Annotated in this window: 30 protein-coding genes; 13 read left to right on the forward strand and 17 right to left on the reverse strand. The window is 65.9% G+C overall.

Annotated features, from left to right (window positions below):
• Positions 1-3: 3 nt before the first annotated feature.
• The 8 genes from ACP7BY_RS07680 to coxB form a co-directional block, all read right to left on the reverse strand.
• Positions 4-642, reverse strand: coding sequence for an SURF1 family protein (locus tag ACP7BY_RS07680; RefSeq protein WP_033965927.1), 639 nt, complete (start codon positions 640-642; stop codon positions 4-6).
• Entirely contained in the window at positions 639-1,046 is a 408-nt protein-coding gene (locus ACP7BY_RS07685; RefSeq protein WP_033965929.1) for a DUF983 domain-containing protein, read from the reverse strand. Before ACP7BY_RS07685 ends, ACP7BY_RS07680 begins: the two co-directional genes overlap by 4 nt.
• Positions 1,047-1,056: 10 nt before the next feature.
• Positions 1,057-1,914, reverse strand: coding sequence for a cytochrome c oxidase subunit 3 (locus ACP7BY_RS07690; RefSeq protein WP_033965930.1), 858 nt, complete (start codon positions 1,912-1,914; stop codon positions 1,057-1,059).
• Positions 1,915-1,944: 30 nt separating this feature from the next.
• Positions 1,945-2,484 (reverse strand): cytochrome c oxidase assembly protein, encoded by a 540-nt coding sequence (locus ACP7BY_RS07695; RefSeq protein WP_033965931.1) that lies wholly within the window; start codon positions 2,482-2,484, stop codon positions 1,945-1,947.
• On the reverse strand, positions 2,484-2,624 hold the full coding sequence (locus ACP7BY_RS07700) for a hypothetical protein (protein WP_171010507.1): 141 nt from the start codon (positions 2,622-2,624) through the stop codon (positions 2,484-2,486). The genes ACP7BY_RS07695 and ACP7BY_RS07700 overlap by 1 nt, the downstream gene beginning before the upstream one ends.
• Entirely contained in the window at positions 2,621-3,526 is a 906-nt protein-coding gene (locus tag ACP7BY_RS07705; protein ID WP_033965936.1) for a heme o synthase, read from the reverse strand. The genes ACP7BY_RS07700 and ACP7BY_RS07705 overlap by 4 nt, the downstream gene beginning before the upstream one ends.
• A gap of 149 nt (positions 3,527-3,675) precedes the next feature.
• Positions 3,676-5,337, reverse strand: coding sequence for a cytochrome c oxidase subunit I (ctaD, locus tag ACP7BY_RS07710; protein ID WP_137902731.1), 1,662 nt, complete (start codon positions 5,335-5,337; stop codon positions 3,676-3,678).
• A gap of 3 nt (positions 5,338-5,340) precedes the next feature.
• Positions 5,341-6,384 (reverse strand): cytochrome c oxidase subunit II, encoded by a 1,044-nt coding sequence (coxB, locus tag ACP7BY_RS07715; RefSeq protein WP_033966933.1) that lies wholly within the window; start codon positions 6,382-6,384, stop codon positions 5,341-5,343.
• A 208-nt stretch (positions 6,385-6,592) separates the two neighbouring features.
• Here coxB and pyrE point away from each other — a divergent pair, with 208 nt between their 5' ends.
• From pyrE to maiA, 6 genes are all read left to right on the forward strand, one after another.
• Positions 6,593-7,174 (forward strand): orotate phosphoribosyltransferase, encoded by a 582-nt coding sequence (gene pyrE / locus ACP7BY_RS07720; RefSeq protein ID WP_033966935.1) that lies wholly within the window; start codon positions 6,593-6,595, stop codon positions 7,172-7,174.
• Complete coding sequence (locus ACP7BY_RS07725) at positions 7,171-7,899, forward strand: pyridoxine 5'-phosphate synthase (RefSeq protein WP_033966926.1); 729 nt, start codon at positions 7,171-7,173, stop codon at positions 7,897-7,899. The genes pyrE and ACP7BY_RS07725 overlap by 4 nt, the downstream gene beginning before the upstream one ends.
• A 184-nt stretch (positions 7,900-8,083) precedes the next feature.
• On the forward strand, positions 8,084-8,509 hold the full coding sequence (gene acpS, locus ACP7BY_RS07730; RefSeq protein ID WP_033966927.1) for a holo-ACP synthase: 426 nt from the start codon (positions 8,084-8,086) through the stop codon (positions 8,507-8,509).
• On the forward strand, positions 8,506-9,420 hold the full coding sequence (lepB, locus tag ACP7BY_RS07735; protein ID WP_137902732.1) for a signal peptidase I: 915 nt from the start codon (positions 8,506-8,508) through the stop codon (positions 9,418-9,420). The genes acpS and lepB overlap by 4 nt, the downstream gene beginning before the upstream one ends.
• The gene (locus ACP7BY_RS07740) at positions 9,417-10,490 is read left to right on the forward strand and encodes an AI-2E family transporter (RefSeq protein WP_033966928.1); all 1,074 of its coding nucleotides are present in this window, start codon (positions 9,417-9,419) and stop codon (positions 10,488-10,490) included. Before lepB ends, ACP7BY_RS07740 begins: the two co-directional genes overlap by 4 nt.
• On the forward strand, positions 10,487-11,125 hold the full coding sequence (maiA, locus tag ACP7BY_RS07745; protein ID WP_033966930.1) for a maleylacetoacetate isomerase: 639 nt from the start codon (positions 10,487-10,489) through the stop codon (positions 11,123-11,125). Before ACP7BY_RS07740 ends, maiA begins: the two co-directional genes overlap by 4 nt.
• Here the strand turns inward: maiA and ACP7BY_RS07750 are convergent.
• The 3 genes from ACP7BY_RS07750 to ccmA all read right to left on the reverse strand — a co-directional run bounded on the left by ACP7BY_RS07750 (position 11,109) and on the right by ccmA (position 13,624).
• On the reverse strand, positions 11,109-12,212 hold the full coding sequence (locus ACP7BY_RS07750) for a glycosyltransferase (RefSeq protein WP_126846815.1): 1,104 nt from the start codon (positions 12,210-12,212) through the stop codon (positions 11,109-11,111). The genes maiA and ACP7BY_RS07750 overlap by 17 nt on opposite strands.
• Before the next feature lie 120 nt (positions 12,213-12,332).
• Positions 12,333-12,977 (reverse strand): heme exporter protein CcmB, encoded by a 645-nt coding sequence (locus ACP7BY_RS07755; protein ID WP_137902733.1) that lies wholly within the window; start codon positions 12,975-12,977, stop codon positions 12,333-12,335.
• Positions 12,974-13,624 (reverse strand): heme ABC exporter ATP-binding protein CcmA, encoded by a 651-nt coding sequence (ccmA, locus tag ACP7BY_RS07760; protein WP_081988869.1) that lies wholly within the window; start codon positions 13,622-13,624, stop codon positions 12,974-12,976. The genes ACP7BY_RS07755 and ccmA overlap by 4 nt, the downstream gene beginning before the upstream one ends.
• A gap of 51 nt (positions 13,625-13,675) precedes the next feature.
• On the opposite strand from ccmA, the gene ACP7BY_RS07765 reads away from it, so the two are divergent.
• Positions 13,676-13,969 (forward strand): 4a-hydroxytetrahydrobiopterin dehydratase, encoded by a 294-nt coding sequence (locus ACP7BY_RS07765; protein WP_033967428.1) that lies wholly within the window; start codon positions 13,676-13,678, stop codon positions 13,967-13,969.
• Here ACP7BY_RS07765 and ACP7BY_RS07770 read toward each other — a convergent pair.
• On the reverse strand, positions 13,958-14,758 hold the full coding sequence (locus ACP7BY_RS07770) for an SDR family oxidoreductase (RefSeq protein WP_033967427.1): 801 nt from the start codon (positions 14,756-14,758) through the stop codon (positions 13,958-13,960). The two genes, ACP7BY_RS07765 and ACP7BY_RS07770, sit on opposite strands and share 12 nt — an antisense overlap.
• A 51-nt stretch (positions 14,759-14,809) precedes the next feature.
• Between ACP7BY_RS07770 and ACP7BY_RS07775 the strand changes: the two genes are divergently transcribed.
• Both ACP7BY_RS07775 and ACP7BY_RS07780 read left to right on the forward strand, forming a co-directional pair.
• Positions 14,810-15,592: an ATP-binding cassette domain-containing protein gene (locus ACP7BY_RS07775; protein WP_126846825.1), complete on the forward strand. Its 783-nt coding sequence runs from the start codon at positions 14,810-14,812 to the stop codon at positions 15,590-15,592.
• A complete protein-coding gene (locus ACP7BY_RS07780) occupies positions 15,589-17,121 on the forward strand; it encodes an ABC transporter permease/substrate-binding protein (RefSeq protein WP_033966015.1) in 1,533 nt (510 codons plus the stop codon). Before ACP7BY_RS07775 ends, ACP7BY_RS07780 begins: the two co-directional genes overlap by 4 nt.
• Positions 17,122-17,261: 140 nt before the next feature.
• On the opposite strand, the gene ubiG is transcribed toward ACP7BY_RS07780, so the two are convergent.
• The gene (gene ubiG / locus ACP7BY_RS07785; protein WP_033966525.1) at positions 17,262-18,002 is read right to left on the reverse strand and encodes a bifunctional 2-polyprenyl-6-hydroxyphenol methylase/3-demethylubiquinol 3-O-methyltransferase UbiG; all 741 of its coding nucleotides are present in this window, start codon (positions 18,000-18,002) and stop codon (positions 17,262-17,264) included.
• A 62-nt stretch (positions 18,003-18,064) separates the two neighbouring features.
• Between ubiG and ACP7BY_RS07790 the strand changes: the two genes are divergently transcribed.
• Entirely contained in the window at positions 18,065-19,324 is a 1,260-nt protein-coding gene (locus tag ACP7BY_RS07790; RefSeq protein WP_033966526.1) for an aspartate kinase, read from the forward strand.
• Between the two features lie 18 nt (positions 19,325-19,342).
• Here ACP7BY_RS07790 and ACP7BY_RS07795 read toward each other — a convergent pair whose 3' ends face one another.
• Together ACP7BY_RS07795 and ACP7BY_RS07800 are read right to left on the reverse strand one after the other, a co-directional pair.
• The gene (locus ACP7BY_RS07795) at positions 19,343-19,801 is read right to left on the reverse strand and encodes a hypothetical protein (protein ID WP_249340834.1); all 459 of its coding nucleotides are present in this window, start codon (positions 19,799-19,801) and stop codon (positions 19,343-19,345) included.
• Between the two features lie 257 nt (positions 19,802-20,058).
• Positions 20,059-21,120, reverse strand: a complete 1,062-nt coding sequence (locus ACP7BY_RS07800; protein WP_033966533.1) for a hypothetical protein — start codon at positions 21,118-21,120, stop codon at positions 20,059-20,061.
• A gap of 433 nt (positions 21,121-21,553) precedes the next feature.
• On the opposite strand from ACP7BY_RS07800, the gene ACP7BY_RS07805 reads away from it, so the two are divergent.
• Positions 21,554-22,540, forward strand: coding sequence for an NAD(P)H-dependent flavin oxidoreductase (locus ACP7BY_RS07805; protein WP_137902761.1), 987 nt, complete (start codon positions 21,554-21,556; stop codon positions 22,538-22,540).
• Between the two features lie 3 nt (positions 22,541-22,543).
• On the opposite strand, the gene ACP7BY_RS07810 is transcribed toward ACP7BY_RS07805, so the two are convergent.
• Both ACP7BY_RS07810 and ACP7BY_RS07815 read right to left on the reverse strand, forming a co-directional pair.
• Positions 22,544-24,004, reverse strand: coding sequence for a hypothetical protein (locus ACP7BY_RS07810; RefSeq protein WP_033966527.1), 1,461 nt, complete (start codon positions 24,002-24,004; stop codon positions 22,544-22,546).
• Entirely contained in the window at positions 24,001-24,759 is a 759-nt protein-coding gene (locus ACP7BY_RS07815) for an ABC transporter ATP-binding protein (protein WP_033966528.1), read from the reverse strand. Before ACP7BY_RS07815 ends, ACP7BY_RS07810 begins: the two co-directional genes overlap by 4 nt.
• 51 nt (positions 24,760-24,810) lie before the next feature.
• Between ACP7BY_RS07815 and ybgC the strand changes: the two genes are divergently transcribed.
• Both ybgC and tolQ read left to right on the forward strand, forming a co-directional pair.
• Positions 24,811-25,338 carry a tol-pal system-associated acyl-CoA thioesterase gene (gene ybgC / locus ACP7BY_RS07820; protein ID WP_405053000.1) on the forward strand — a complete coding sequence of 176 codons (528 nt, stop codon included), beginning with the start codon at positions 24,811-24,813 and terminating at the stop codon, positions 25,336-25,338.
• Between the two features lie 8 nt (positions 25,339-25,346).
• A complete protein-coding gene (tolQ, locus tag ACP7BY_RS07825) occupies positions 25,347-26,036 on the forward strand; it encodes a protein TolQ (RefSeq protein ID WP_052192487.1) in 690 nt (229 codons plus the stop codon).
• The last annotated feature ends 18 nt before the right edge of the window (positions 26,037-26,054 follow it).

Consider the following 26,054-nt stretch of genomic DNA (forward strand, 5'->3'; position numbering starts at 1 on the left):
CGGTTAGCGAGGTGGAGCCGCCGGGGCAACCGTCCGCCGCCGCAGCGCCAGCGCATAGATGATCGCAGCGATGGCGGCGAAGACGAACCACTGCACCGCATAAGCGAGGTGATTGTTGGGCACCGCCGACAGATCGGGGGCGGGATTGGGATCGAGCCCGGCGGCGGGAGGATCCGCGACGAGCATCAGCATCTTGGGTGCACCGCCGAGCGCGGAGGCGATCAGCGGCGCGTGGCCGGGGACGTGCGAGATATAGCCGCGCACCGGGCCGCCCTTCCAAATGGGCTTGGCGTGCGGGTCACGGCCAAAGCCGATTTGCACGGTGAAGCCGGGGCCTTCCGCGCCGGTGCGGCATTCGGCGATTTGCCGCCAGCCGGTGCCGCCGCGCGCATTGCGCCCGCCTTCGATGCGGAAGCTGACCGGTTGCAGGCAGAAGGCGCTGGCACGGCGGAACAACAGGCTGCCATCCTCATCGACCGGGATGCGCGGGAAGGCGACAGGCGGCAGCGTGACGTTGCGCGCATACTGCACGAGCTGCGCTTCCTTTTCGGCGCGGCGCTGCAATTGCCAGACGCCGAGCGCGATCATCGCGGCGATGGCGATGCCGACGAGTACGGTCGGCAGGACCGGGATGCGGTTCATGGATTGGGGTCGAGCGGGGTTATGCGCCCCTCGCGCGCGGCGGTGCGATATTCGGAACCGAGCAAGGCTGCCTTGGCGACGCGGAGTGCACCGATCACGGCGGCGATCGTCACTGGCACCCAGAGGATGAGTTGCAGCCAGATCGGCGGGGCAAGCGTCAGCTGGATCGTGATCGCCGCGCCCACTACGATCGCGCCGAGCAGCAGGACGAGCAGCGCGGCAGGTCCGTCCCCGACATTGAAGCGGGTGTAATCGAGCCCGCACACGGCGCAGCGATCGGCAAAAGCGAGCCAGCCCTTGAACAAGCTCGGTGCGCCGCAGCGCGGGCACAGGCCCTTGAACGCAGCGGGCAAGGGGGCCGGTTCGGGCGTCGGCGTTACGGCCTCGGCCCGCACCTCGGTCATCGGACGGCGATCAGCCGGCGTGGATGGGCGCGCCCCAGCCACCCCAGACATAGATGGAGACGAACAGGAACAGCCACACCACGTCGACGAAATGCCAATACCACGCCGCCGCTTCGAAGCCGAAATGCTGCTGCGGAGTGAAATCGCCGCGATAGACGCGGATCTGGCAGACGATCAGGAAGATCGTGCCGATCATCACGTGGAAGCCGTGGAACCCGGTCGCCATGAAGAAGGATGCGCCATAGTTCAGGCCCTTAAAGGGGAAGGGGGCGTCGGCATATTCATAGGCCTGGATCGAGCTGAACAGCAGGCCGAGGATGATCGTGACCCACAGGCCCTTCTTCAGGCCGTCGCGGTCGCCATGGATCAGCGCGTGGTGCGCCCAGGTGATCGTGGTACCGCTGGTGAGCAGGATCAGCGTGTTGAGCAGCGGGAAGCGGAAGGCGTCGATGACTTCCAGACCCTTGGGCGGCCATTGCGCTGCGACATCGGCGGCGACCGAGACGGTCTTGGTCACCGAATCATAGACGATGTGGGCGGGGAACAGCGAAAAGTCGAAGAACGCCCAGAACCAGCCGACGAAGAACATCACTTCGGAGGCGATGAACAGGATCATGCCGTAGCGCAGGTGCAATTGGACGACAGGGGTATGGTCGCCTGCATGCGCCTCGAGGATGACCTGACGCCACCAGCCATACATCACTGCGAGCACGCCCGCGACGCCGGCGAAGAACACCGCGCCGCCCCCGGCCGCCGAATGCATCCACATGATGCCACCCGATGCCATGGCGAGTGCCGCCATCGCCCCGGCCAACGGCCAGATGCTGGGGGGAAGGATGTGGTAATCGTGGTTCTTGGCGCCGGCCATCTGTCCCTCGTCCTCTTTTGTCGTTCGGTTCTAGCTCTTGGCTTTGGTGGAATCCACCGGGTAAAAAGTGTAACTGAGCGTAATCGTCTGCACGTCGTTGGCGTCCGGATCCGCAAGGATCTTCGGGTCGACGAAGAAGATCACCGGCATCCGCGCGGTTTCGCCCGGTTTCAGCGTTTGCTGGGTGAAGCAGAAGCACTGGATCTTGGTGAAATATTTGCCCGCTTGCGCCGGGGTGACGTTGTAGGTCGCGGTGCCCGTGATCGGATGGTCCGATGTGTTGGTCGCGGTGAAGAACGCCATGTCGCGCCCGCCGATATCGACGGTTTCGGATGGATGTTCGGGCGCGAACTTCCACGGCATGTGCGGCGCGACATTGGTGTCGAAATCGATGCGGATCTGCCGGTTGACCGCGCCCGGTGCCACGAGCCCGCGCTGGGTGGTGCCGTTGAGGCCGGTCGCCTGGCAGAACAGGCGGTAGAGCGGGATACTCGCCCAGCCAAGCCCGCTCATGAAGCAAATGCCCGCCACCGCGAACAGCGCCGTGCGCAGTTTGCGGTCGATCGCCATCAGTGCGGCATCCCGGCCTGGATCTTGGCGATGCTGATCGCGAACACCAGCACCACAAAGGCACCGAGGATCAGCGCGAGCGCAGTCGCGCGGCTGCGCTGGCGCTTGCGGACGAGGTCGCTGTGCGGGTCCGGGGTCATGCGATGAGCCGATCGACTGCGAGGGAAATGAAGATCATCAGAATATAGCCGATCGAATAGACGAACAGGAAGCGTTCGGCCTTCATCTCGGCGGGGGTACCCGCGCGCGCGACCACGACCCAGAGCGTGAGGCCGAGGAACACCGCCGAGCCGATCGCGGCGACCGCGCCATAGGCGATCCCGGCCAACCCCAGCGCCCACGGCGACACGGCGGCGGCGGCCATCAGCACCGCGTAGAACAGCATTTGCCAGCGCGTCGTCGCCGCGCTCGCCACCACCGGGAGCATCGGCACGCCGCCCTTGGCGTAATCGTCGCGAATCAGCAGCGCCAGCGCCCAGCTATGCGGCGGGGTCCACAGGAAGATGATCGCGAACATCAGCAGCGGCAGCGTCGAAATGCTGCCGGTGGCGGCGACCCAGCCGATCAGCGGCGGGAAGGCCCCGGCGGCCCCGCCGATGACGATGTTCTGCGGGGTCAGCCGCTTGAGACCGACGGTATAGATCAGCACGTAGAACAGGATCGACACCGCCAGCAGCACAGCGGCGAGCAGGCCGATGGCGAGGCCCATCAGCAGCACCGAGAACACGCCGAGCCCGACGCCGAAATGGAGCGCGGTCTCGCGGTCCATCTTGCCGGCGGGGAGCGGGCGCTTGGCGGTGCGCTTCATCAGCGCATCGATGTCCGATTCATACCATTGGTTGAGCGCGCCCGCCGCGCCCGCCGCCAGCGCGATGCACAGGATGGCGGTGAAGCCGAGCACGAAGGGCAGATGCACCGGCGCGGCCAGCATCCCGCACAGCCCGGTCAGCACGACCGAACGCATCACCCGCGGCTTGGTCAGCGCGAAGAAATCGCGCCAGTCGGCGGGGAGGGTGGTGCTCGGCATGGTGGCAGTGGTCATGGAATTGATCCTCCCCTCCCGCGCGCGGGAGGGGTTGGGGGAGGGCTGTGTCGGGTGGGCGTTCACTGCCCTCCCCTAGCCCCTCCCGCACGCGGGAGGGGAATAAAGAAGTACCCCCCTCCCGCGAGGGGAAGAGGGGTACCCCATAATCAATCGATCCGGGGCAGCGTTTCGAACTGGTGGTAAGGCGGCGGGCTCGACAGCGTCCATTCGAGCGTGGTCGCACCTTCGCCCCACGGGTTGTCACCGGCCTTCTTGCCCGCGAGCAGCGACCAGATCAGGTTGACGAAGAACACGCCCATGCCGACCGCCATCACCGCATAGCCGATGCTGGCGACCCAGTTCCAATGCGCGAGGCCATCGGTGTAATCCGGCACGCGGCGCTGCATGTTCTGCAGGCCGAGGAAGTGCATCGGGAAGAACAGCAGGTTCACGCCGATGAAGAAGATCCAGTAATGCAGCTGGCCGAGGAATTCGTTGTACATCCGGCCCGACATTTTCGGGAACCAGTAATAGAAACCCGAGAAGAGCGAGAAGACCGCACCCAGCGACAGCACATAGTGGAAGTGCGCCACCACATAATAGCTGTCCTGCATGTAATCATCGATGCCGCCATTGGCGAGCACGACGCCGGTAACGCCGCCGACGGTGAACATGAAGATGAAGCCGATCGCCCACAGCATCGGGGTCTTGAAGCTGAGCGAACCACCCCACATCGTCGCGATCCACGAGAAGATCTTGATCCCGGTCGGCACCGCGATCACCATCGTGGCGGCGGTGAAGTACATCTTGGTGTTGACGCTGAGGCCCGTGGTGAACATGTGGTGCGCCCACACGACGAAGCCGACCACGCCGATCGCGACCATGGCATAGGCCATGCCGAGATAGCCGAAGACGGGCTTTTTCGAGAAGGTCGAGATCACCTGGCTGACGATGCCGAAACCCGGCAGGATCATGATGTAGACTTCGGGATGGCCGAAGAACCAGAACAGATGCTGGTACAGGATCGGGTCGCCGCCTTTTGCGGGATCGAAGAAGGCCGTGCCGAAATTGCGGTCGGTCAGCAGCATGGTGATGGCCGCAGCCAGCACCGGCAGCGAGAGCAGCAGCAGGAAGGCGGTGACCAGCACCGACCACACGAACAGCGGCATCTTGTGCAGCGTCATGCCCGGCGCACGCATGTTGAAGATGGTGGTGATGAAGTTGATCGCACCGAGGATCGACGAGGCACCCGCCAGGTGCAGCGCGAGGATCGCCATGTCGGTCGAGGGGCCAGGTTCGCCATAGGTCGAGAGCGGCGCGTAGAGCGTCCAGCCGTTACCGGCGCCGCCGAAGAAGGGCGAGGCGAGCAGCAGCGTGAAGGCGGGGATGAGCAGCCAGAACGAGATGTTGTTCATCCGTGGGAAGGCCATGTCGGGCGCGCCGATCATGATCGGCACGAACCAGTTGCCGAAGCCGCCGATCATCGCGGGCATGACCATGAAGAACACCATGATGATGCCGTGCGCGGTGATCAGCACGTTCCACAGGTGCAGCGAATGATCGAGGCCCTGTTCGCCGCCGGGCAGGAAGCTCGCCCAATAGCCGAGATATTGAATGCCCGGCTGCGCGAGTTCGGCGCGCATCAGGCCCGAAATGCCGCCACCGATGATCCCCGCGACGATCGCGAAGATCAGGTACAGCGTGCCGATGTCCTTGTGGTTGGTCGACATGAACCAGCGCGCGAAGAACGACATTTCATGCGTGTCATGCGCATGGGCATCATCGTGATGCGCCTCGAAGGCGCTCGGGGTGAGGGCGGTGTCGGTCATGGCTTATTGTCCAGCGGTGACGACGGCGGCGGCGGGAGCCGCTGCGCCTGGGGTGGCAATCGAAGCGGTGGTGGCGGCAGCGGGGGGTGCGGCCGGCGCGGGGGCCGCGCCGGGCATGGTGCCGCCCTTGGCCTTGACCCACTGCGCGAACACTGCCGGGCTGACCGCCTCGACCGTGATCGGCATATAGCCATGCCGCGCGCCGCACAGTTCCGAGCAGACGCCGAAATAGACGCCGGGCTTGTTGATGGTGAAGCTGGTTTCGTTCAGGCGCCCTGGCACCGCATCGAGCTTGATCCAGAAGGCGGGGATCGCCCAGCTGTGGATCACGTCATTGGCGGTGGTAATCAAGCGGATCGGCACGCCGACCGGCAGCACGACGCGATTGTCGGTGGCGAGCAGGCGCGGGCCGTCGATCGCGGTACGCGCGCGTTCGCCCTTGCCGACTTCGCCCGCTTCCTTGAGCATGTTCGAGGTGATTTCGAACCCGCCATGGTCGGGATATTGATAGGTCCAATACCATTGGTTGCCGATCGCCTTCAGCGTCACCGCATTCTTGGGCGCGGGCTTGTACTGCGCCTGCAGCAGCCCGATCGACGGCAGAGCGAGGCCTAGCAGGATCAGCACCGGAATACCGGTCCACAACACTTCCAGGATGGTGTTGTGCGAGGTCTTGGACGCAACCGGATTGGCCGCGCGGCGGTAGCGCAGCGCCACCCAGCCGAGCAGCACCAGCACCAGGATACAAATGCCGGTGATGACGGGCATCAGCAGCGTGTTGTGAAACCACAGCGCCTGTTGCCCATTGGGGGTGACCTGCGGCTGGATGGTGATGAGACCATCGACCGGCTGGCCGACCTTGGGGTCGATCGCCATGGCCGGCGCGCCGTCGACCGCGAGCATGGGATCGTGCGACACTGCTGCGGCGGGTGTGGCGGGTGCGGCCGCCACCGGCTTCGCGGCTGGCGCAGCGGGTGCCGCCTGCGCCGCGCCGACGCTCAGCATCGCGAGCCCAGCTGCCAGTACGATCGATTTGATCCCGATCATGTGCATCCCCTGCGTCTACCCCTATCAATCGCCCCGATCGTGCGGGGCCGGACGGGGCAGATATGTGCCCTCTATCTGGTGTCTATACGCAGGGGATGCCGGGGCCTCAAGCCGCGCGGCACCTTTTTTGGCGCAATCGTTGCACCGCCGCCCCCCGGACCCTAATCAGGCGTCCCATTCCGCAGGATCAGAAACGATGACCACCACGATGACCGACGATGATGTTCTGGCCGAATTCCGCGCCGCCGAGGCGTTGCTGGAGGGGCATTTCATCCTTTCGTCCGGCCTGCGCTCGCCGCGCTATTTGCAATGCGCGCGCGTGTTGATGGACCCGGCGCGCGGTAGCCGTCTGGCAACGGCGCTGGCTGCCCGCCTTCCCGTCGAGATTCGCGACAGCATTGCGGCCGTGGTGTCGCCCGCGATGGGCGGTGTGATCGCCGGGCATGAAATGGCGCGCGCGCTGGGGGTGCCTGCGATGTTCCTCGAACGGCCCGAGGGCGTGTTCGAGCTGCGGCGCGGCTTCCGCCTCGCGCCCGGCACCAAGGTGCTGATGATGGAGGATGTCGTGACCACCGGCCTGTCCTCGCGCGAGGCGATCGCGGCGATCGCCCGGGCGGGAGGGGAAACCGTGGCGGCGGCGGCTCTGGTCGATCGTTCGAACGGCACCGCCGAGCTGGGCGTGCCATTCTTCCCGCTGATCCGGCTCGACGTGCCGACCTACGCCGCCGATTCGCTGCCGCCGGAACTGGCGGCGATCCCCGCTATCAAGCCCGGGAGCCGCGCGGCGTGAGCGCCCCGCTCCGCCTCGGCGTCAACATCGATCACGTCGCCACCGTCCGCAATGCGCGTGGGTCGGGCTATCCCGATCCGGTGCGCGCGGCGTTGCTGGCGGCGGAGGCGGGGGCAGACGGCATCACCGCGCATCTGCGCGAGGACCGGCGGCACATTACCGACGACGATATTACGCGCCTTTCAGCCGAATTGACGATCCCGCTCAACCTGGAAATGGCGGCGACCGACGAGATGTTGGCGATCGCCTTGCGGCACCGCCCCCACGCCGCGTGCATCGTGCCCGAAAAGCGCGAGGAGCGGACCACCGAGGGCGGGCTCGATGCGGCGGGGCAGTTCGCCACGTTGGCACCGTTGGTGGCGGCGTTGCGCGAGGCAGGCATCCGCGTCTCTCTGTTCATCGAACCCGATGCGCGGCAGATCGACGCGGCGATTCGCCTGGGCGCGCCGGTGGTGGAGCTGCACACCGGGCGCTATGCCGAGCTCGAGGGCGAAGCGCAGGCGGTCGAACTGCGCCGTTTGTCGGATGCGGCGGCTTTGGCGGCGCGCAACGGGATCGAAGTCCATGCCGGGCATGGCCTGACCTATGCCAATGTCGCGCCGATCGCGGCGATCCCGCAAGTGCGCGAGCTCAATATCGGGCATTTCCTGATCGGCGAGGCGCTGTTCGTCGGGTTGGCGACCAGCGTGCAGCAGATGCGCGCGGCGATGGACGCGGCGCGGTGATCGGCGGCGTACCTTCTCCCCTCCCGCTTGCGGGAGGGGGTGGGGGAGGGCCTGCGCCGACAAGCGTTACGGCGATGCTACACCCCTCCCCTAACCCAGTTTTGGGTCGGCTGTGCCCCCGGCACAGCCTGAGCAGGGCGGGGCGCTGCTCACCCAAAACTCGCACGCGGGAGGGGAATTCGGTATGATCATCGGGCTCGGCTCCGACCTGTGCAATATCGAGCGGATCCAGGCATCGCTTGACCGCTTCGGCGACCGCTTCGAGCAGCGCGTGTTCACCGATGTGGAGCGCACCAAGGCGGCGCGACGTCCGTTCACGAAGGCGGGCACGCTGGCCAAACGCTTTGCCGCGAAGGAAGCCTTTTCCAAGGCGGTCGGCACCGGATTCAAGCGCGGTGTGTTCATGAAGGACATTGGCGTGGTCAACGCGCCCTCGGGCGCGCCGACCTTGCTGCTGACCGGTGGGGCCAAGGCGAGGCTTGACGCGTTGACGCCCGACGGCCACGTCGCGGTGGTACATTTGACGATGACCGACGACCATCCCTGGGCACAGGCGCTGGTCGTCATTGAAGCGCGCGCAGTGGCTGAGCGCCCGAAGGACGAGACATGAAGGACGACTTGGCGCTGAGCACGACCGAAGCCGGGGAGCCCGGCGAAAGCGAGCGCGCCACCGCCTCCGCCGCCAAACCAAGCAAGACCGATTGGGCGTCCGAACTGCGCGGCATCCTGTGGCTGATCCTGGCGGTGCTCGGCTTCCACACCTTCATCGCCAAGCCCTTCTATATCCCGTCGGAATCGATGCTGCCGGGTCTGCTCGTCGGCGATCAGCTGGTGGTGAGCAAATTTCCCTATGGCTGGTCGTTTGTCTCGCCGACCTTCCACGTTTTGCCGTTCCTTCATGGCCGCTTGCTTGGGCAGCTGCCCGAGCGGGGCGATGTCGTGATCGTCACGCCGCCGGGTACCGAGACCGACTATATCAAGCGGCTCATCGCTTTGCCGGGCGACCGCATCGCGGTGCGCGACGGCATCGTCATCCTCAACGGCGTGCCGCTGAAGCGCGGGCCGCTGCATTATGTCGACATTCCCAATTATGGTGGCGCGCCGCTGGTGTCGGAACCCGGCGTGACCTGCGATCCGCTGCAATATCCCGGCGCGCTCCACACCGGGGCGGACGGCAAGAGCTATTGCCGCTTGCCGCTCTACACCGAAACGCTCCCGAACGGGCGGCATTATGAGACGGTCGATCTGGGGCCGTCGCCGGGCGATAACTACCCCGAAACGCTGATCCCGCCGGGGCATGTCTTCCTGATGGGCGACAATCGCGATCGCAGTGCCGACAGCCGCTTCAGCCTGGCCGAACAAGGGCTGGGTGGGCCGGTGCCGTGGGAATATCTCGGCGGTCGCGCCGAGTTCATCACCTTTTCCAAGACCGGGCTGGGGAGCTGGAATCCGTTGACCTGGGGCCAATCCTTCCGGGGCGGGCGTGCCGGCACCTCGCTCCATGCCGAGCGCGATAAATGAGCCAGGGTGCAAAGCCTGAACTGGTCAGCGAACCGGCCCCCAACGAACTGCGCGATCCCTTCGTGCGGCAGGAGCTGAAGCGCGCGACGATCTGGCTCGGGCTTGCGGGGGCGATCGCGCTGGCGGTGCTGCTGGTACAGCCGCTGCTGATCATCTTTGGCGGGCTTGTCTTCGCTTCGATGCTCGACGGCGGGGTGCGGCTGCTGCGCCGCGTGCTGCCGATCGGGCGACCGTGGCGGTTATTGATCGTGGTGGTTTTGACCGTCGCCTTCATCGTCGGGGTGATGTACCTGACGGGTGCGGGCATCACCGAACAGGTCCAGCAATTGCGCAGCACCTTGATGACGCAAGCGACCAAGCTGATGGACTGGGCGTCGCGCATCGGCATCATGCCAGGCAAGGCCGACCTTAATGGCATCGCGCAACAGGCGCTGGGCTCGTTCGGCAAGCTCACCTCCTATCTCGGTATCGCCTTCGGGGCCCTTGCCAGCCTGGTGATGGTGCTGGTGATCGGCCTGTTCATCGCGATGGAGCCGCGGCTGTATGAAAGCGGGCTGCAATGGCTGATCCCGCGCGACCAGCGCGCGCGCTTCGCCGGCACGATCGAGCAGATGGCGACAACGATGCGGCGGCTGTTGGCCGGGCGCTTGTTCGGTATGGCGCTGGAAGGCGTGATGACGGGCATTGCGCTCGCACTGGCGGGCGTGCCGATGGCGCTGGTGCTCGGCATCATCACCGGGATTTTGGCGTTCGTGCCCAATATCGGCGCGATCACCAGCGGCGTGCTGATGGTCGCGGTCGGGTTCAGTGCGGGGATGCACACCGGCTTCTGGGCGATCGCCATCTATGTCTTCATCCAGACGCTCGATGGCTATGTCGTCATCCCGATGGTGGCGCGGCGCACGGTGGATCTGCCGCCCGCGCTGACGCTGTCGATGCAGATTCTGGCGGGGACGCTGTTTGGCGTGTTGGGGCTGACCTTGGCCGATCCGCTGACCGCGATGATCAAGGTCGCGCTGGAGCGCAGCTCGGAGGCGGAAGGCGAGGACGAAGCGGCGGTAAAGGCATGATGCCGGTCCTTTACGATTATTGGCGCTCCTCGGCTTCCTATCGCGTGCGGATCGCGCTTGGCCTGAAACACGTCGCTTATGAACGGGTCGCGGTCGACCTGACGCAGGGTGAGCATCGGTCGGCGGCCTTTCTGGCGCGCAACCCGCAGGGGCTGCTGCCCGCGCTCGACATCGGAACGGTGGTGCTGACGCAGAGCCTAGCGATCATCGACTATCTCGACGCCATCCACAAAGCGCCCCCCATGGTTCCGGCTGACCCGGTCGCACGGGCGGCGGTGCTGGCACAGGCGCTGGTGATCGCCGCCGACCTTCACCCGATCGACAATTTGCGCGTGCTCAACCGGCTGACCAGCCAGTTCGGGGCAGATCAGGCCGCGCGCGAGGCGTGGTACGTGCACTGGATGGTCGAAGGCCTTGCCGCGCTGGAGGCGATGACCGCCGATGTGCCCGGGCCCTTTTTGGGCGGAGATATGCCGAATCTCGCCGATGTGTGCCTGGTGCCGCAGCTTTATAATGCGCGGCGCTTTTCGGTGTCGCTCGACGCTTTCCCGCGACTGCTCGCTGCCGACACCGCAGCCTCAAACGTCGCCGAGATCGCCGCGGCGCATCCCGATCGCGTCAAGCCGCAAGCTTGACCCGGCGATCCAGCACGACGCGGTCGAACAAATCGAGATAGGCGGCAGCGGCATTTTCGCCCGGCTGGGGCACAGGCGTCGGGCGTGCGCGCCCGGGAACCAACCAATCGTCGAGCGCTGCCACCAACGCCACACCATCGCCCGGCGGAACAATGCTGCCGAGCGACGGGTGGGTCACGATTTCGCGCACGGCGACGCTTGAATCGGTGGTCACCACCGGCGTGCCGACGGCGAGCGCTTCCCGCAACACGCCCGGCACCCCCTCGAAATCCGACACTAGCGCCAGCGCCGCCGCGCGCGCCAGAATCGGTGTCGGATCGGCGACATGGCCGGGCAGCAACACGCGGCCCTCCAAGCCAAGTCGAGCAACTTGCGCTTCGAGCGCGGCGCGCTCGCCGCCTTCGCCGATGATCACCAGCGCCAGATCGCGTTGCGCTACCTGACCAAAAGCGTCGATCAGCCGGTCCCAGCGCTTTTGCGGGGCGAGTCGCCCTACTCCGAGGAGAAAGCGCCCGTTGGGCAAGGCGGGGATGCTCGCGCCAAGCACCGGACGCAGCGGCGGATTGGGGATGACGTGCAGCATCTCCGGTCGCGCACCCATTTCGATCCGTGCCTCGTCGGCCATGGCCGGGCTCATTGCGACCAGTTCGTCGACAAAGTGCGGATGCCAGCGCAGCCAGGTGCGATAGGCGGCGGCAAAGGCTGCGCCGTGATCGCGCCGTACCAGGGCATTGGAGATTTTCGCCACGATCGGCGGACAGCGGTGGCCGAGTCGCATCTTGGTCCACGCGGCCAGTGCCGAATAATGGTTGCCCGGGCAAAACAGGATGTCGGGCGCGATTTCCTCGGTCAACGCGGCAATGGCACCCATGCCAAGCATAGAGTGCCGTCCGAGGATGCGTGTTTCTATGCCGGTAGGCAGGTCGCGCGAAAGCGGCCCGGTTACGTCCCCGAGGACCAGCGTTACGCGTCGTCCCACTTCGCTCCAGCTACGGACCAGCCGCAGCAGCGCCTTTTCGACCCCGCCCCCATCAAGGGTCTGGGCGTAGGCGAGGATATGCGATGCGGGGGGGCGCGGGCTTAACATCGTTGGGTTTGTGTAACGTTGCTTTGTCGCAAATGTTTCCCGGCCCGTCGCGCATGACAGTTTTTTCAGAATTTTTTTGGGAAGGGCGCAACCCGGCACCTGGGGCCGCCGACGGCTCGCTTACTCGAGTGCTCCGCGCATCGCCGCACCCGCGACGAAAGGCGCGCCGGCCAGCAGCATCAGGCTGACCGCACCGAGCAGTTTGATCGCGCCGACACCGCCCTCCATCGACCCCGCGCCGAAAATCAACAGCGGTACGGCCAGCGGCAGCATTACCAGCCCCGCGACCGAGCCCGCGCCGCGCAGCCCTGTGACCAGCGCGGCGGTCGCAACCGCCAGCGCGGCGAGCCCCGGCGTGCCGATCAGCAGCCCGAGCTCGACCGCGCCGAGCGTCTGCGCCGACAAGCCGAGCAACCCCGCCGCAACCACCGTGGCGAGCATCAGCGGCGGGCCGAAGCCGATCCAATGCGCGGCGATTTTTGCGGCCGCCACCGTCGGCATCGAAAAGCCGCGCACGCTCAACTGATCGAGCACGCCGCTTTCGGCATCGGGGCCGACCAGCCGTTCGACCGGCATCAGCGCCGCGAGCAACGCCGCCGCCCAGATCACGCCGCCGCCGATCCGCGCCAGCAACGCCGTGTCGGGCCCGACCGCGAAGGGAAACAGGATGGTGACGAGCAGGAAGAAAGCGAGCGCATTGACCACCCCGCCACTGGCCCAGGCGATCCGCACGTCGCGAGTGATGAGTGCGCCGAGCCCGGTCATAGCAGCGAGATCGTCTGTGCGTCGGGCAAGGCGATCGGCAAATGCGTCGCGACCAGCACCGCGCCGCCGCGCCCCCGGTGCGCCGCGATCAAGTGTTCGAGCACCGTCACGCTCGCCACGTCGAGACCGTTGGCGGGTTCGTCGAGTAGCCACACCATCGCACCGCTCGCCACGACGCGGGCGAGCGCGGCGCGGCGGCGCTGGCCGGTGGAGAGCAGCCGCACCGGCACGTCGGCGATATGCGACAGGCCGACCGCATGGAGGGCGTGGGCGACGCGTCCGTACGGGTCGTCTGGGTCGGCATCCAGCGCCGCCCAAAAGCCGAGCGCCTCGCGCAGAGGGCGCGCGGCATCGAGCGCGGCGGCTTCGGCCATCAGCGTGCGCGTTGCCGCTCCCGCAATCTCGCCGTTGGCGGGCCGCAACAGCCCGGCGGCGACGCGGATCAAGCTCGATTTGCCGATGCCGTTGGGGCCGGTGACCAGCGCCGCGCCGCCCGGTGGCACCGCAAAGGACAGGCGTTCGAACAACACGCGCCCGCCGCGCACGCAGGTGACGTCGCGGAAGGCGAGAGCGGCGTTCGTGCCTCGCCCGTCGACAACGGCGGCGGAGCCAAAAGACGGGCCCGGAGGTTGATCGGCCTGCACCATCGGCTATGCCTTACGGCGAAGGCGCACGGTGCGCCAGCAGGAGAGCAAGCGGTGCGCGTTGAACCACTGGGCGATGACGAACGGGCCGAGGCGCTCGACACGCTCGACGAATGGGATTTCGACGAAGCACGCGACGCGATCACCCGCACCTTCACCTTCGCCGATTTCAGCGAGGCGTTCGCCTTTATGACGCGCGTCGCCTTGCTGGCGGAAAAGGCCGATCATCACCCCGAATGGTACAATGTGTGGAACCGCGTCGATGTGCTGTTGACCACGCACGATGCAGGTGGGCTGTCGCACAAGGACGTGGCGCTGGCGGAGGCGATCGACAGTTTAGTGGGCTGAGGCCACGAGGCTGCGGCGCATCATCTTGCGCAGGCGGCCGGGGAGCCAGCGGGCGGCAAAGGCCATGCGGTCGGCGGTCTTGCCGACATAGGTGTGGACCTTGTCGCCGTGCACCGCATCCCACGCGGCTTGCGCCACGGCATCGACCCCGGTCAGTTCGAGTCCGGCATTGGTAACGACCTGTTTGATCGAATAATTGGTGCTGCCCGCTGGCGCTGCCAGCAAAGGCGTGTCGATGAAGCTTGGCACCAGATCGCGTACCTTGACGCCCGCCCCATACCATTCGCCGTCGAGCGCCTCGGTTAACGCGCGCACCCCGAATTTGGTCGCCGAATAAACGGGTAGCCCCGACGTGCCATAGATCGCCGAGGCGGAGGCGGTGTTGAGCAGACAGGAACCCTGCGTGCGCGCGAGATAAGCATAGCCGATCTTGGCACCGTTGAGCACGCCGACTAGATTGATCGCCACGACGCGGTCGAGATCGTCGAACGACATGTCGATGATCGCCCCGCCAGTGCCGATTCCGGCATTGTTGAACAGCACGTCGAGCCGCCCGCCGGTGGTCGCGGTAAACGCATCGAGGCTGGCGACCCAGGCGGCGCGGTCGCGCACGTCCATTTGATAGGTTTCGGCCATGCCGGCCGGCAGCATTGCTGCGGTTTCGCGCAAGCCCGTCGTGTTGACGTCGGCGAGGCCAACGCGCCAGCCGCGCTCGGCAAACAGCCGCGCGGTCGCCTGGCCGATGCCCGAGCCGCCGCCGGTGATGAAGATTGCCTTTTGTTGGGTCATGATCCCTCTCCCCTTTGACGCGAACGGTATCCTCCCCCAGTGTCCGCGTCGATGCCGGATTCTCACAGTACAGGCCCAAGCGTTGCCTTCGACGCGGTGACGAAGCGCTACCGTGGCGGCGCGGTCGCGGTGGACGATGTCTCGCTGGAAATTGCGGGCGGCGCTTTCGTCGCGTTGGTCGGGAGTTCGGGCTCCGGCAAATCGACGCTGCTAAAGATGATCAACCGCTTGATCGTGCCGAGCGCGGGGCTTGTGCGGATCGACGGGACGGATGTTGCCGAGGGTGCGGCACCCGCGCTGCGCCGGCGGATCGGCTATGTCTTCCAGAATATCGGGCTGTTCCCGCATATGACGGTGGGCGAGAATGTCGCGATAGGGCTGCGGCTGGCGGGCGGGCGCGACACTGCCGCGCGCGTGGCGGCATTGCTCGATCTGGTCGATTTGCCGCAGGCTTTCGCCGTGCGGATGCCCGATGCGCTGTCGGGCGGGCAACGGCAGCGCGTCGGCGTGGCGCGCGCGCTTGCGACCGCGCCGGGGCTGTTGTTGCTCGACGAACCGTTCGGCGCGCTCGATCCGGTGACGCGCGACCAACTCGGCACAGCGGTGCGCGCGCTTCACGATCGGTTGGGCCTGACCACGATCATGGTGACGCATGACATGGCCGAGGCGTTGATCCTGGCGGACCGGGTGCTGGTGATGGATGCTGGGCGGATCGTGGCGGACGCCACGCCGCAAGCCTTGCTCGCCGGGCAAGGCGGCGCGGTGGCGGATGCCTTGGTGGCGGTACCGCGTGAACAGGCGCGGCGGTTGCGCGCGCTGGAGGAGGGGGCATGAGCCCGTTCCTCGAGGCGATGACGCGCGTGCCGCCGCTGCTCGCCGCGCATCTGTTGCTGGCGGCGGCGGCATTGGCGCTGGGGCTGGCGATCAGCCTGCCGCTGGCGATCTGGTCGGCGCGGCGGCCGGGTGTTGCGCGGGTCGCGCTGGCCTTTGCGAGTTTGGTGCAGACGATCCCGAGCCTGGCACTGCTCGCGCTCTTCTATCCGCTGTTGCTGTTCGTGTCGGGGCTGGTCGGGGGCGGGATACCGGCCTTGGGCTTCCTGCCTTCGCTGCTGGCGCTGACGCTCTATGCGCTGCTGCCGATCCTGCGCAACGGCGTGACCGGGCTCGCCGGGATCGACCCCGCCGTGATCGAGGCGGCGGACGGCATCGGCATGACGGCGTGGCAGAAGCTGCGGCTGGTCGAGGCCCCGTTGGTGGCACCCGTGCTGATGGCGGGCGTGCGCACGGCTGCCGTGTGGACGATCGGTGCGGCGACGCTATCGACCACGGTCGGCCAGCCGAGCCTGGGCGATCTGATCTTCGCCGGGTTGCAGACGCAGAATTGGGCGTTGGTACTGGCCGGGTGCGTCAGCGCGGCGGGGCTGGCGCTGGCGGTGGATGCGCTGCTCGGTCTGATCGAGCGCGGTATTGCGACCCGCAGGCGCGGGCGGGTTTACGGCGCGGGCGCGGTGCTGCTGCTCGGCGTGCTGGCCGCGCTTGCGCCGCTGGCGGTGCCGCGTTCGCCGACGATCGTGATCGGTGCCAAGAACTTCTCCGAGCAATATATTCTCGCACGCGTGATCGGGCATCGGCTTGAGCAAGCGGGTTACCGTGTCGAATATCGCGAGGGGCTGGGCTCGGCGGTGATTTATGGCGCGCTCAGTTCGGGCCCGATCGACGTCTATGTCGATTATGCGGGGACGCTCTGGACCAATGCGATGCGGCGCAGCGACACGCCCGCGCGGCCCGCGATGGTGGCGGCGATCGGTGCGTGGAGCGCGCAGACGTCGGGCGTGCGGCTGCTCGGGGCCTTGGGGTTCGAAAATGCCTATGCCTTTGCGATGCGCGGCGAAGCGGCGCGGGCTAAGGGGATCGTCTCGCTCGACGATCTGGCGCGCGCGGCGCCGGGGCTGACGCTCGGGTCCGACCTCGAATTTCTGGAGCGGCCCGAATGGGCGGCGGTGCAGCGCGCTTATCCAATCCGCTTTGCCGCCACGCACGCCTACAGCCCGACCTTCATGTACCGCGCGCTGGAGAGCGGTCAGGTCGATGTCATCTCGGCCTTTTCCTCGGACGGGCGGATCGCGGCGGAGCATTTGACCGTGCTCACCGACCCGCGCCGCGCGATTCCGGGCTATGACGCGATTCTGCTGCTGGCACCCAAGCGGGCGAAGGACGCTAGGCTGGTGGCGGCGCTCAAGCCGCTGGTCGGGCGCATCCCGGTCGCTTCGATGCGCGAGGCGAATTATCTGGTCGACCGCGACCGGGGCAAAGTGTCGCCCGAGGATGCGGCGCGCTGGCTGGAGCGTCGGCTGGGGTTGTAGTGAGCGGCGCTCCCCTCCCTGGAAGGAAGGGGGCGGGGGTGGGTCGGCCCGTTGGTCGCGCTGTCGCCCAGCACGGAGAGCCACCCACCCCCAGCCCCTCCCTTCCAGGGAGGGGGGGAAGAATGGCGCGCGTGTTGGCGTTATGCCCGCACCGCCGTCACGAAATAATCGAGCTTGGTGTCGTCGCTCAGTACGAAGCCCTTGGCGACCGAGAAGCCGAGCCCGCGCACATCGACGACGCGCAAGCCCGCCGCCTCGACCAATTCGGTCAGGGCATCCGGCGTCAGGAACTTGTCCCAGTCATGCGTGCCGCGCGGGATTTGCCCGAGCCCTTCGCCAACGGTGATCAGCGCGAGGCGTGACAATGCCGTGCGGTTGGGGGTGGAGAGGATTAGCAGGCCACCCTCCGCCAGCGCACCCGCCAGCCCGGCAATGAAGGCGGCAGGGTCGGTAACGTGCTCGATCACTTCCATGCTGGTGACGAGATCAAAGGTTGCGCCGTCCAGATTCTCGACGCTGCCGGTGCGATAGTCGATCGCGAGGCCCGATTGCGCAGCATGCGCGCTCGCCACCGCAATATTCTCGGCCGCCGCGTCGAGCCCGGTGACGCTCGCTCCCAAGCGCGCCAGCGGTTCGCACAGCAAACCGGCACCGCAGCCGACATCGAGCGCACGCTTGCCCGCAAGCGGGGTGAAGCCCGTCTCGTCGCCATGCCACTGCGCATCGATCCGTTCGCGCAGATAGCGCAGGCGCACCGGGTTCAAGCGGTGCAACATCGCCGAGGAGCCCTTGGGATCCCACCAATCCGCCGCCATCGCGCCGAAATGGGCGGCTTCCGCGGGGTTGATAGTGGTTACAGACGTTACGGTTGCGCTCTTCATGTGCGCTTCCTATCAGGACGCCCCCAATAGCCCAAGCCCCAGCTCAAGGATGTCTGCTGCGCATGGCCCGTATCGTGATGAAATTCGGCGGCACCTCGATGGCCGGGATCGAACGGATCCGCAGCGTTGCCGCGCGCGTCAAACGCGAAGTCGCGGCGGGCAATCAGGTCGCGGTGGTGGTATCGGCGATGGCGGGCGAGACCGATCGGCTGGTCGGCTTCTGCCGCGAGGCGTCGTCGCTTTACGACCCCAAGGAATATGACGTTGTCGTCTCGGCAGGCGAGCAGATCACCAGTGGCTTGCTGGCGATCGCGCTGCAGGCGGCGGGGGTGCCGGCGCGCAGCTGGCTTGGCTGGCAATTGCCGATCGCGACGTCGGATGCGCACGCCTCGGCCCGGATCGAAGGCATCGACATGGCTGCGCTGGAGGCCAGTCTCGCGGCGGGCGAAGTGGCAGTGATCCCCGGTTTCCAAGGCATCGATGCGGATGGCCGCGTCACCACGCTTGGCCGTGGCGGCTCCGATACGTCGGCAGTGGCAATGGCGGCGGCGATGAAGGCGGATCGCTGCGACATCTACACCGATGTCGACGGGGTCTACACCACCGACCCGCGCATCGTCCCGCGCGCGCGCAAATTGAAGAAAGTCACCTACGAAGAGATGCTGGAGCTTGCCAGCGTGGGGGCCAAGGTGCTCCAGACGCGCTCGGTCGGGCTCGCGATGAAGGAAGGCGTGCGCGTGCAAGTGCTGTCGTCCTTCACTGGTGAGGACGCACCGATGGCGGATACATTGCCCGGCACGATGATCGTCGGCGAAGAGGAGATTGAAGACATGGAAAGCCAGCTCATCACCGGCATCGCGCATGACAAGAACGAAGCCAAGATCACGCTGACGGCGGTGCCCGACAAGCCGGGCGCGGTCGCGGCGATCTTCGAACCGCTTGCGGCGGCGAACATCAACGTCGACATGATTATCCAGAATATCGCCCATGCGGCAGGCTCGACCGACGTGACCTTCACCGTGCCGGCGGCCGATCTGGCGCGCTCGATCGAGGCGCTGAACGCCGCGCGCGAAAAGATCGGCTTCGCCTCGCTGGTGCACGATACGCGCGTTGCCAAGATTTCGGTGGTGGGCGTGGGGATGCGCAGCCACGCCGGTGTCGCCAGCACGATGTTCTCGACGCTGGGCGAGCGCGGCATCAACATCCAGGCGATCTCGACCTCCGAAATCAAGGTCTCGGTGCTGATCGAGGAGGATTATACCGAGCTGGCGGTGCGCGTGCTGCACACGGCATACGGGCTCGATGCCGAGGATGCCGCCTGAACGGCGAAAACGGCCCGCTCAGCGGGTGCTGAGCGTGCCATTGCCGGAGGCATCGAAGGTCAGAATATACTGCCCGCCGATCGGCATCGACCAGGCTTCCTCCGCCACCGAGATGACATCACCGATCTCCTGCCCGCCCGCATCTCGGACGAGCTGAAATCCCCCCGCTGCCACCACGGCGGTGCTGACGGGCGAGACTTGCAGCGCATAGGCACAAAAGATGGGATCGGTGCCGAGGCCAAAGCCGACGGTCACTTTGTAGAGCGTGGCATCATAGCTTGGGATATGCCACCCGGCCGAATCATGGGTGAGCGTGACCGCTTTGTTGAGCGGCAGTATGAAGCTGTCGGCATCGCTGGAATAGGGAAACGCCGCCGCATTGGGGCTGATCTCGCCAGCCTTATAAATCGATGCGAACCAGGACACTGGCAGATCGCGGTTGAAGGCGATGTACACGTTGGTGTCGACGGTCTGCAATCCGGCGACGATGCGTTCCCCGCCAAGTTGGGCCAGGTCCGACGGAAAAAAGTAGCCACCAGTGCGATCGCGTAATCCTGCGCAGGTTTGATGGTGACGGTCGTGGTGGGCGGGTATGCGGTGGCTGCATACAGCGTGTCTGCAGCCACCGGGGTGAAGCGCGGGTTTGCCTGTGCGATCTCGTCGGGCGTCGGTGAGAAGGGGGTGGTTTTCACCGGGATGTCACCTTTGCCGAGCCGCACGGACGGTTGCGCCCTTCAGGGCCTGTTGCCGCCAAAGATGGCCTGGGCACCCGCGACCAGGAGGTTTTGGATGGTGGCGGCCGACTGCGCGCCGCTATAGCTGAAGTTCACGGTGGTCGCGCCGTTGACGCTGGTGATCGAGAATTGCACCCCGCTCACCACGAAGTAAGCAAATCCGGCCGTCAACGCTGTCGCCACGGTGATCGTCCCGGTGAGGAACGTGTTCGCGACATAGCCCTCCGCTTCTTCTTCGGCGGAAAGCTTTGCCACGGAGGACGTGTCCCAGTGAACCTGCGTCACGGTATCCTGTTGGATCGTGGCGTCTTCCAGATACGCCATCGCCATCAACTGCGAATGCTCGTCGGATTTCAGGAAGGCGAGATTTTCCAGCAACGCGAACTGGGCTGGCTTGCCCGGCGCGATCTTCCACTTTCCGTTGTTCAGCAATGTTACGGTGCACGCCCCGCCGGAGAAGGAGCCGGGGACCGAGACCTGGGCGGAGTCGTTGCTGACCTGCGTCCAGTCGGCGAGGGTCGAGGATCCGAACGATCCGACGCTGATGTAGAAGCTCAGTTTCGGCGTCAGGGTCCGGCTCTGATTGGGCGAGGGTGACCAGGTCATGCCCATGAAGCCGCTGGCCGTCTGGATGCCGAACGACTGGTTGCTGTACCAGCCCAGCGCCTCGTTATCTTCCTGGTTGAAGGAGTTGGTGACGAGTTTGATGCTGTTCGGGCCGGTTGACGTGCTCGCTGCGTTAAGTTTTGGCCCCTTTTTGGGCGGAGCGTTGGCATAATCGGCGTTCCACACCTGGGCGAGATCGCTGTTTTGCGAGATCGTCGAGGTGACTTGAACGTCGAGGCCGACGGCGTTGTTGCTGGCACCGGCACCGACCGAATATTGCACGGGGATAACGAAGTAATTTGTGCTCGGATCGTTCGAGTCGATCGCGATCGACGCGCTCGAATTGGCGAAGACGTTCGGGTCGCTCGCGATTTCCGCAGGCCGGGTGAGAAAGCACCAGAACGTCTGCGTCGAGGACGACTGATTGACCAGATAGATGGTATATTGGCTAGGCATGATCATCTCCATTGCGAGAAGGATACGCTGCACATCACTAACTTGCGACAAGAGGTATCAGATCAGCCAGTCTAGGCGGTAGATCGCGATCCCGATGAAAGACGATCAATAGATATGATGCGTAGAAGGCGTCGGTGATAGTGTCATCGCAACATCCTATAAGCGACACGGCGGTCATACTATGGATGGATATTATTGCACCGTATTGCTGAACCAATTTGACGGTTTGTAGAGAGGATTGAGCGAGGTCGATCCGATCTGGAGCGAATGGCGCGCGGAAAGAGCGAGCGTCCGCTTCGTCGACGCAAACCGCTTTTCGGGGAATGTCGGAGGGGGCTAGATGGTCTTGACCGTAGCGGCTAGGCACAATGGCATGACCCAAGCGACTTCCATTGTATCTCCGCTTTCCGGCGCGGAGCGTCTTAAGCGCCGCATGGCGCGCGGCACGGCCTTTCTGGGCAGCGAGACCGCGATCATCTGTGGCGCGATGTCGTGGGTGTCCGAGCGGCACCTCGTCTCGGCCATTTCCAATGCGGGCGGGTTCGGCCTGATCGCCTGTGGCGCGATGACGCCGGAATTGCTCGATGCCGAAATCGCCGCGACCAAGGCGATGACCGACAAGCCGTTCGGCGTGAACCTTATCACCATGCACCCGGCGCTGTTCGATCTGATCGAGGTGTGCAGCCGCCACGGCGTCGGCCATGTCGTGCTGGCCGGCGGTTTGCCCCCGGCGGGATCGATCGACGCGATCAAGGCCAAGGGTGCCAAGCTGATCTGTTTCGCCCCGGCGCTCAGCCTCGCCAAGAAACTGATCCGCTCGGGCGTCGATGCGCTGGTCGTCGAGGGTATGGAAGCGGGCGGGCATATCGGCCCGGTGTCGACCAGCGTGCTCGCACAGGAAATCCTGCCCGACGTTGCCGACAAGGTGCCGGTGTTCGTGGCGGGGGGCATCGGGCGCGGCGAGGCGATCGCCGCGTATCTCGACATGGGCGCGGCGGGCGTGCAGCTCGGCACGCGCTTCGCCTGCGCGACCGAGAGCATTGCGCATCCGAACTTCAAGAAGGCCTTTCTGCGCGCATCGGCGCGTGATGCGGTGGCAAGCGTACAGATCGATCCGCGCTTGCCCGTCATCCCGGTGCGCGCGCTGAAGAATGCGGGCGCTGATCTGTTTACCGCCAAGCAGCGCGAAGTCGCGCAGGCGCTGGACGAGGGCACGATCGCGATGGCCGAGGCGCAATTGCAGATCGAGCATTATTGGGCGGGCGCCTTGCGGCGCGCGGTGATCGAGGGCGATGTCGAGCATGGCAGCCTGATGGCGGGCCAGTCGGTCGGCATGGTGACCAAGGAAGAACCCGTCGCCGACATCATCGCCAGCCTGATGGAGGAAGCCGCCGCCGCGCTGGCACAGCGCGCGGCCTGAGCCTCAGCCGAGCTGCGCCAGCCCTCCGCCGAGCATAAACACCGCCAGCGCCGCGCCGCCGCCGAAGATGAAGGCGATCAGCAGCGACAAAATGCCCGCGACCACGCCGCCCTGACGGCGGCGCACGAACGTGCTGCGCTGGCCGGGTTTGCCGAGCTTGAGTTCGACATAGCCCGCCGCCGCGCCGCCAAAGGCGGTCATCACCAGCGTGATCGCGGCCCCCAGCACCGTCTGGGTGGCGATGGCGATCGGCAGCAGCAGCGCAAACGGCGCGGCCATCGCGAAGGCGGCGAGCAGTTTCGCAATGTCGATCTCGTCCTTGCCGACCGGCGCGACCGCCAGCAGATCGGGCGAATCCTCCGCCGAAACCGTCAGCCAGGCAAAGCTGCCGACGAGCTGGCTCGCGATGAACACGCTGCCAAAAGCCAGGGTCGCCGGGAGGGGGAGGGTGTGCCCCTTGCCAAAGGCGACGAACAATAAGGGGGCCATGTAGATCAGCCGCACCACGATCTGGAAGGCGAGCGCCGGGTCGCGCGCGAGCAGCCGCCACTCCTTGGCGAAAATCGTGCGCGTCAGCCCGGCGTGAAACAGGCGTCCGCTGGCGCGGCCGGTCGGCTTGCTGCGCGACAGGCGCATACCGCCATCCTGATAGCCCGACAGGAAAAGCCGCTGCAGCGCCGATCCGGCGGCGACGAACAGCAGCAGCGCACCGCCCAGCAGGATGAAGATGGCGAGCGGATCGCCCAGGGCCGCGCGACCGGGCAAAGCGGAGAGCCCGTGCGATCCAACGCCGTTTGCGCGCAGACGCTCGAACAGCGCGACCAAGGCACCCGCGCGCCGGTCGCTATGCGACACCAATTGCGTGCCGAGGAAGATCGCGCCGCCGAGCACTGCGGCGACGATCTGGCCGACGGTGCGCGCGGCGCGCGGGCCGACCAGCGTAGCGATCGTCAGCGTCAGCGCGAGGCCAAGAGCGGCGGCGGCAAAGGCGAGCGCAGCGAGCAACGCGACCAGCCCGAACAGCTGTGGATGGCCGAGAATCGCAACCGGTACGACCATCGGCAACAGCAACGTCGCGTAGGTCAGCGCAATCGCGCCGGCGATCCCCAGCAATTTGGCCAGCAAGACCGTTCGCTCGGGCACGGGCGCGGTAAACAGCAGCGACAGGTCGCCGCTCTCATAGAGCGTGCGCTGGCTGCCGATCATCGCCTGCGCGGTCATGAAGGTCAGCGCGAGCAGGCTCGCCCCAAGCACGGCGATCAACATCTCGGGCAAGACCGGAATCGGGGTATCCCGCAGCGCCCAGCCGGTCGCACACCCGATCAACAGCCACAGCCCGAGCAGACCATAGCCAATCCAGCGCGACGCACCTTTGCTGGGGCGGGCGCGGAACGTCAGGCGCAATTCGTGCAGCGCCAGCCAGACGAAGCTTCCCGGCCGCGCCCGGCGCATCGCCCAGTTCATGCGGCCACGGGCTCCGCGCTGGTCAGGCGGATGAAGGTGTCTTCCAGCGTCATGCCCTCGGTGCCGGCACGGTCGCGCAGTTCATCGAGCGTGCCCTCGGCGAGCAAGCGCCCGCCGCCGATGATGCCAATGCGATCGGCCATGCGTTCCGCCACTTCGAGGATGTGGGTGGTGACGATCACGGTCTTGCCCGCTTCCACCTGCGCCCGCAGCGCATCCTTGACCGAGCGCGCCATGCTCGCATCGAGCCCGGTCAGCGGTTCGTCGAGGATCAGGAGCTTGGGATCATGGATCAACGCCCCCGCCAGCGCGACCTTCTGCTTCATGCCGCGCGAAAAGCCTTCGCAGCGCGTGTCGCGTTGCTCCCACAAATCGAGCCAGTGGAGCAGCCGATCGGCTTCGCGCGCCGCGAAGCCGGGGTCCATCCGCCACAGCCCGGCGACAAAGGCGAGATATTCGAGCGGCGACAATTTGTCATAGAGCATCGGCTCATCGGGCAGCCAGGCGGTGATCGCCTTGGCCCCGAGCGGATCGCGCCGCGTGTTGATACCGAAAATTTCGATCGACCCGGCGTCGGGCTTGGCGAGCCCGGCGACCATGCGCAGCGTGGTGGTCTTGCCCGCGCCGTTCGGGCCGAGCAGCGCGTAAAGCTGACCCCCGGCAATATCGAGATCGAGCCCGGTGATGACAGGCTTGTCGAAGCTCTTGGCCAGGCCTCGGATGCGCAAGGCGGGCGCGTGCGGGGAATCGATCATGTGTTCTGTTTAAGCGATACACCATGGCCGTCCAGTAGGTACGGCGCGCCTATGCGGGGTTTTCGGATCGCGCGCGTGCCGTTACAGGGCGACGTCATGCCGCACGCCGACCTCGATTTGCCGACGCAAGGCCGTATCGTCGCGGGCGAGCATCGCTTCGCGCTGCGCGTCTATTTCGAGGACACCGATCTTTCGGGGATCGTCTATCACGCCAATTACCTGCGCTATATGGAGCGGGCGCGTTCGGACATGCTGCGCCAGGCCGGCATCGACCAGCGTGCGCATCAGGAAAGCGGCGGCGGGGCGTATGCGGTGACCGCACTCAACATCCGCTATCGCGCGCCCGCGAAACTCGATGATGCGCTGCTCGTTGTGACCAGACTTACAAAAGTTCGCGCTGCATCGGTCGATATTCATCAGCGAGTCATGCGCGGCGGTGAGATACTGACCGAGGCAGACGTGACCGCAGCGCTGGTCGGTGCAGCGGGGCGCGCGGTGCGCCAGCCCAGGGATTGGATTGCCGCTTTCGCCCAAGTGATGGGCGAAGGCGTTACGACATCAGGAGATCAGCTTTCGTGAACGGATTCATGCTCAATACCGATGCGACGACCCTGTCGCCGATCGCGCTGTTCCTTCAGGCGGATTTGGTGGTGAAGACCGTGATGATCGGACTGATGCTGGCGAGCGTCGCGACCTGGGCGGTGATCCTTGGTTTCCTCTTCAAGCTGGGCAGCACGCGTCGCCAGATCACGCGGTTCGAGCGGGATTTCTGGAAGGCCGAGGATATCGATGCGTTCCACCGCGTGGAGAGCGAGAACACATTGCCGATCGCGCGCGTGTTTACGGCGGGGGTCGCGGAATGGCGGCGCTCGACCGCAGGCGGCCATGTCGACCGCGAAGGCACGCGAGAGCGGCTCGCGACGGCGATGGGCTCGGCGGTTGCAAGCGAGATCGATACGCTGTCGGACCGGTTGAATATCCTGGCGACGGTTGGCGCGGTCGCACCGTTCGTTGGCTTGTTCGGCACGGTGTGGGGCATCATGCGCAGCTTCACCGGCATTGCGGCGGCGCAGAACACCTCGCTCGCAGTGGTGGCCCCGGGCATTGCCGAGGCGCTGTTCGCCACAGCGCTCGGCCTGTTTGCGGCCATTCCGGCGGTGATCGCCTACAATCGCTTCAGCCACAGCATCAACCGGATCGAGGCGCGGCTCAATCGCTTTGCCGATGCGTTCCACGCAACCCTCAGCCGTCAGCTCGAAGTCGAGGTTCGGCGGTGAGTAGGATCTCCGGATCAT

The organism is Sphingomonas sp. PSPC2-2 (assembly GCF_049897725.1).
In the GTDB taxonomy this organism is placed as follows: Bacteria; Pseudomonadota; Alphaproteobacteria; order Sphingomonadales; family Sphingomonadaceae; genus Sphingomonas.

Coding starts and splice junctions, on each gene's coding strand:
- acpS (WP_033966927.1), top strand. CDS start 8,084: ATGATCATCGGGCTCGGCTCCGACCTGTGCAATATCGAGCGGATCCAG.
- ACP7BY_RS07695 (WP_033965931.1), bottom strand. CDS start 2,484: ATGGCGATCGACCGCAAACTGCGCACGGCGCTGTTCGCGGTGGCGGGC.
- ACP7BY_RS07810 (WP_033966527.1), bottom strand. CDS start 24,004: ATGAACTGGGCGATGCGCCGGGCGCGGCCGGGAAGCTTCGTCTGGCTG.
- ACP7BY_RS07690 (WP_033965930.1), bottom strand. CDS start 1,914: ATGGCCGGCGCCAAGAACCACGATTACCACATCCTTCCCCCCAGCATC.
- ybgC (WP_405053000.1), top strand. CDS start 24,811: ATGCGGGGTTTTCGGATCGCGCGCGTGCCGTTACAGGGCGACGTCATG.
- ACP7BY_RS07755 (WP_137902733.1), bottom strand. CDS start 12,977: ATGACCGGGCTCGGCGCACTCATCACTCGCGACGTGCGGATCGCCTGG.
- ACP7BY_RS07780 (WP_033966015.1), top strand. CDS start 15,589: ATGAGCCCGTTCCTCGAGGCGATGACGCGCGTGCCGCCGCTGCTCGCC.
- pyrE (WP_033966935.1), top strand. CDS start 6,593: ATGACCGACGATGATGTTCTGGCCGAATTCCGCGCCGCCGAGGCGTTG.
- ACP7BY_RS07705 (WP_033965936.1), bottom strand. CDS start 3,526: ATGACCACTGCCACCATGCCGAGCACCACCCTCCCCGCCGACTGGCGC.
- ACP7BY_RS07805 (WP_137902761.1), top strand. CDS start 21,554: ATGGCGCGCGGCACGGCCTTTCTGGGCAGCGAGACCGCGATCATCTGT.
- ubiG (WP_033966525.1), bottom strand. CDS start 18,002: ATGAAGAGCGCAACCGTAACGTCTGTAACCACTATCAACCCCGCGGAA.
- tolQ (WP_052192487.1), top strand. CDS start 25,347: ATGCTCAATACCGATGCGACGACCCTGTCGCCGATCGCGCTGTTCCTT.
- ccmA (WP_081988869.1), bottom strand. CDS start 13,624: ATGGTGCAGGCCGATCAACCTCCGGGCCCGTCTTTTGGCTCCGCCGCC.
- ACP7BY_RS07685 (WP_033965929.1), bottom strand. CDS start 1,046: ATGACCGAGGTGCGGGCCGAGGCCGTAACGCCGACGCCCGAACCGGCC.
- ACP7BY_RS07740 (WP_033966928.1), top strand. CDS start 9,417: ATGAGCCAGGGTGCAAAGCCTGAACTGGTCAGCGAACCGGCCCCCAAC.
- ACP7BY_RS07815 (WP_033966528.1), bottom strand. CDS start 24,759: ATGATCGATTCCCCGCACGCGCCCGCCTTGCGCATCCGAGGCCTGGCC.
- ACP7BY_RS07700 (WP_171010507.1), bottom strand. CDS start 2,624: ATGACCCCGGACCCGCACAGCGACCTCGTCCGCAAGCGCCAGCGCAGC.
- ACP7BY_RS07750 (WP_126846815.1), bottom strand. CDS start 12,212: ATGTTAAGCCCGCGCCCCCCCGCATCGCATATCCTCGCCTACGCCCAG.
- ACP7BY_RS07770 (WP_033967427.1), bottom strand. CDS start 14,758: ATGACCCAACAAAAGGCAATCTTCATCACCGGCGGCGGCTCGGGCATC.
- coxB (WP_033966933.1), bottom strand. CDS start 6,384: ATGATCGGGATCAAATCGATCGTACTGGCAGCTGGGCTCGCGATGCTG.
- ctaD (WP_137902731.1), bottom strand. CDS start 5,337: ATGACCGACACCGCCCTCACCCCGAGCGCCTTCGAGGCGCATCACGAT.
- ACP7BY_RS07775 (WP_126846825.1), top strand. CDS start 14,810: ATGCCGGATTCTCACAGTACAGGCCCAAGCGTTGCCTTCGACGCGGTG.
- ACP7BY_RS07790 (WP_033966526.1), top strand. CDS start 18,065: ATGGCCCGTATCGTGATGAAATTCGGCGGCACCTCGATGGCCGGGATC.
- maiA (WP_033966930.1), top strand. CDS start 10,487: ATGATGCCGGTCCTTTACGATTATTGGCGCTCCTCGGCTTCCTATCGC.
- ACP7BY_RS07680 (WP_033965927.1), bottom strand. CDS start 642: ATGAACCGCATCCCGGTCCTGCCGACCGTACTCGTCGGCATCGCCATC.
- lepB (WP_137902732.1), top strand. CDS start 8,506: ATGAAGGACGACTTGGCGCTGAGCACGACCGAAGCCGGGGAGCCCGGC.
- ACP7BY_RS07800 (WP_033966533.1), bottom strand. CDS start 21,120: ATGCCTAGCCAATATACCATCTATCTGGTCAATCAGTCGTCCTCGACG.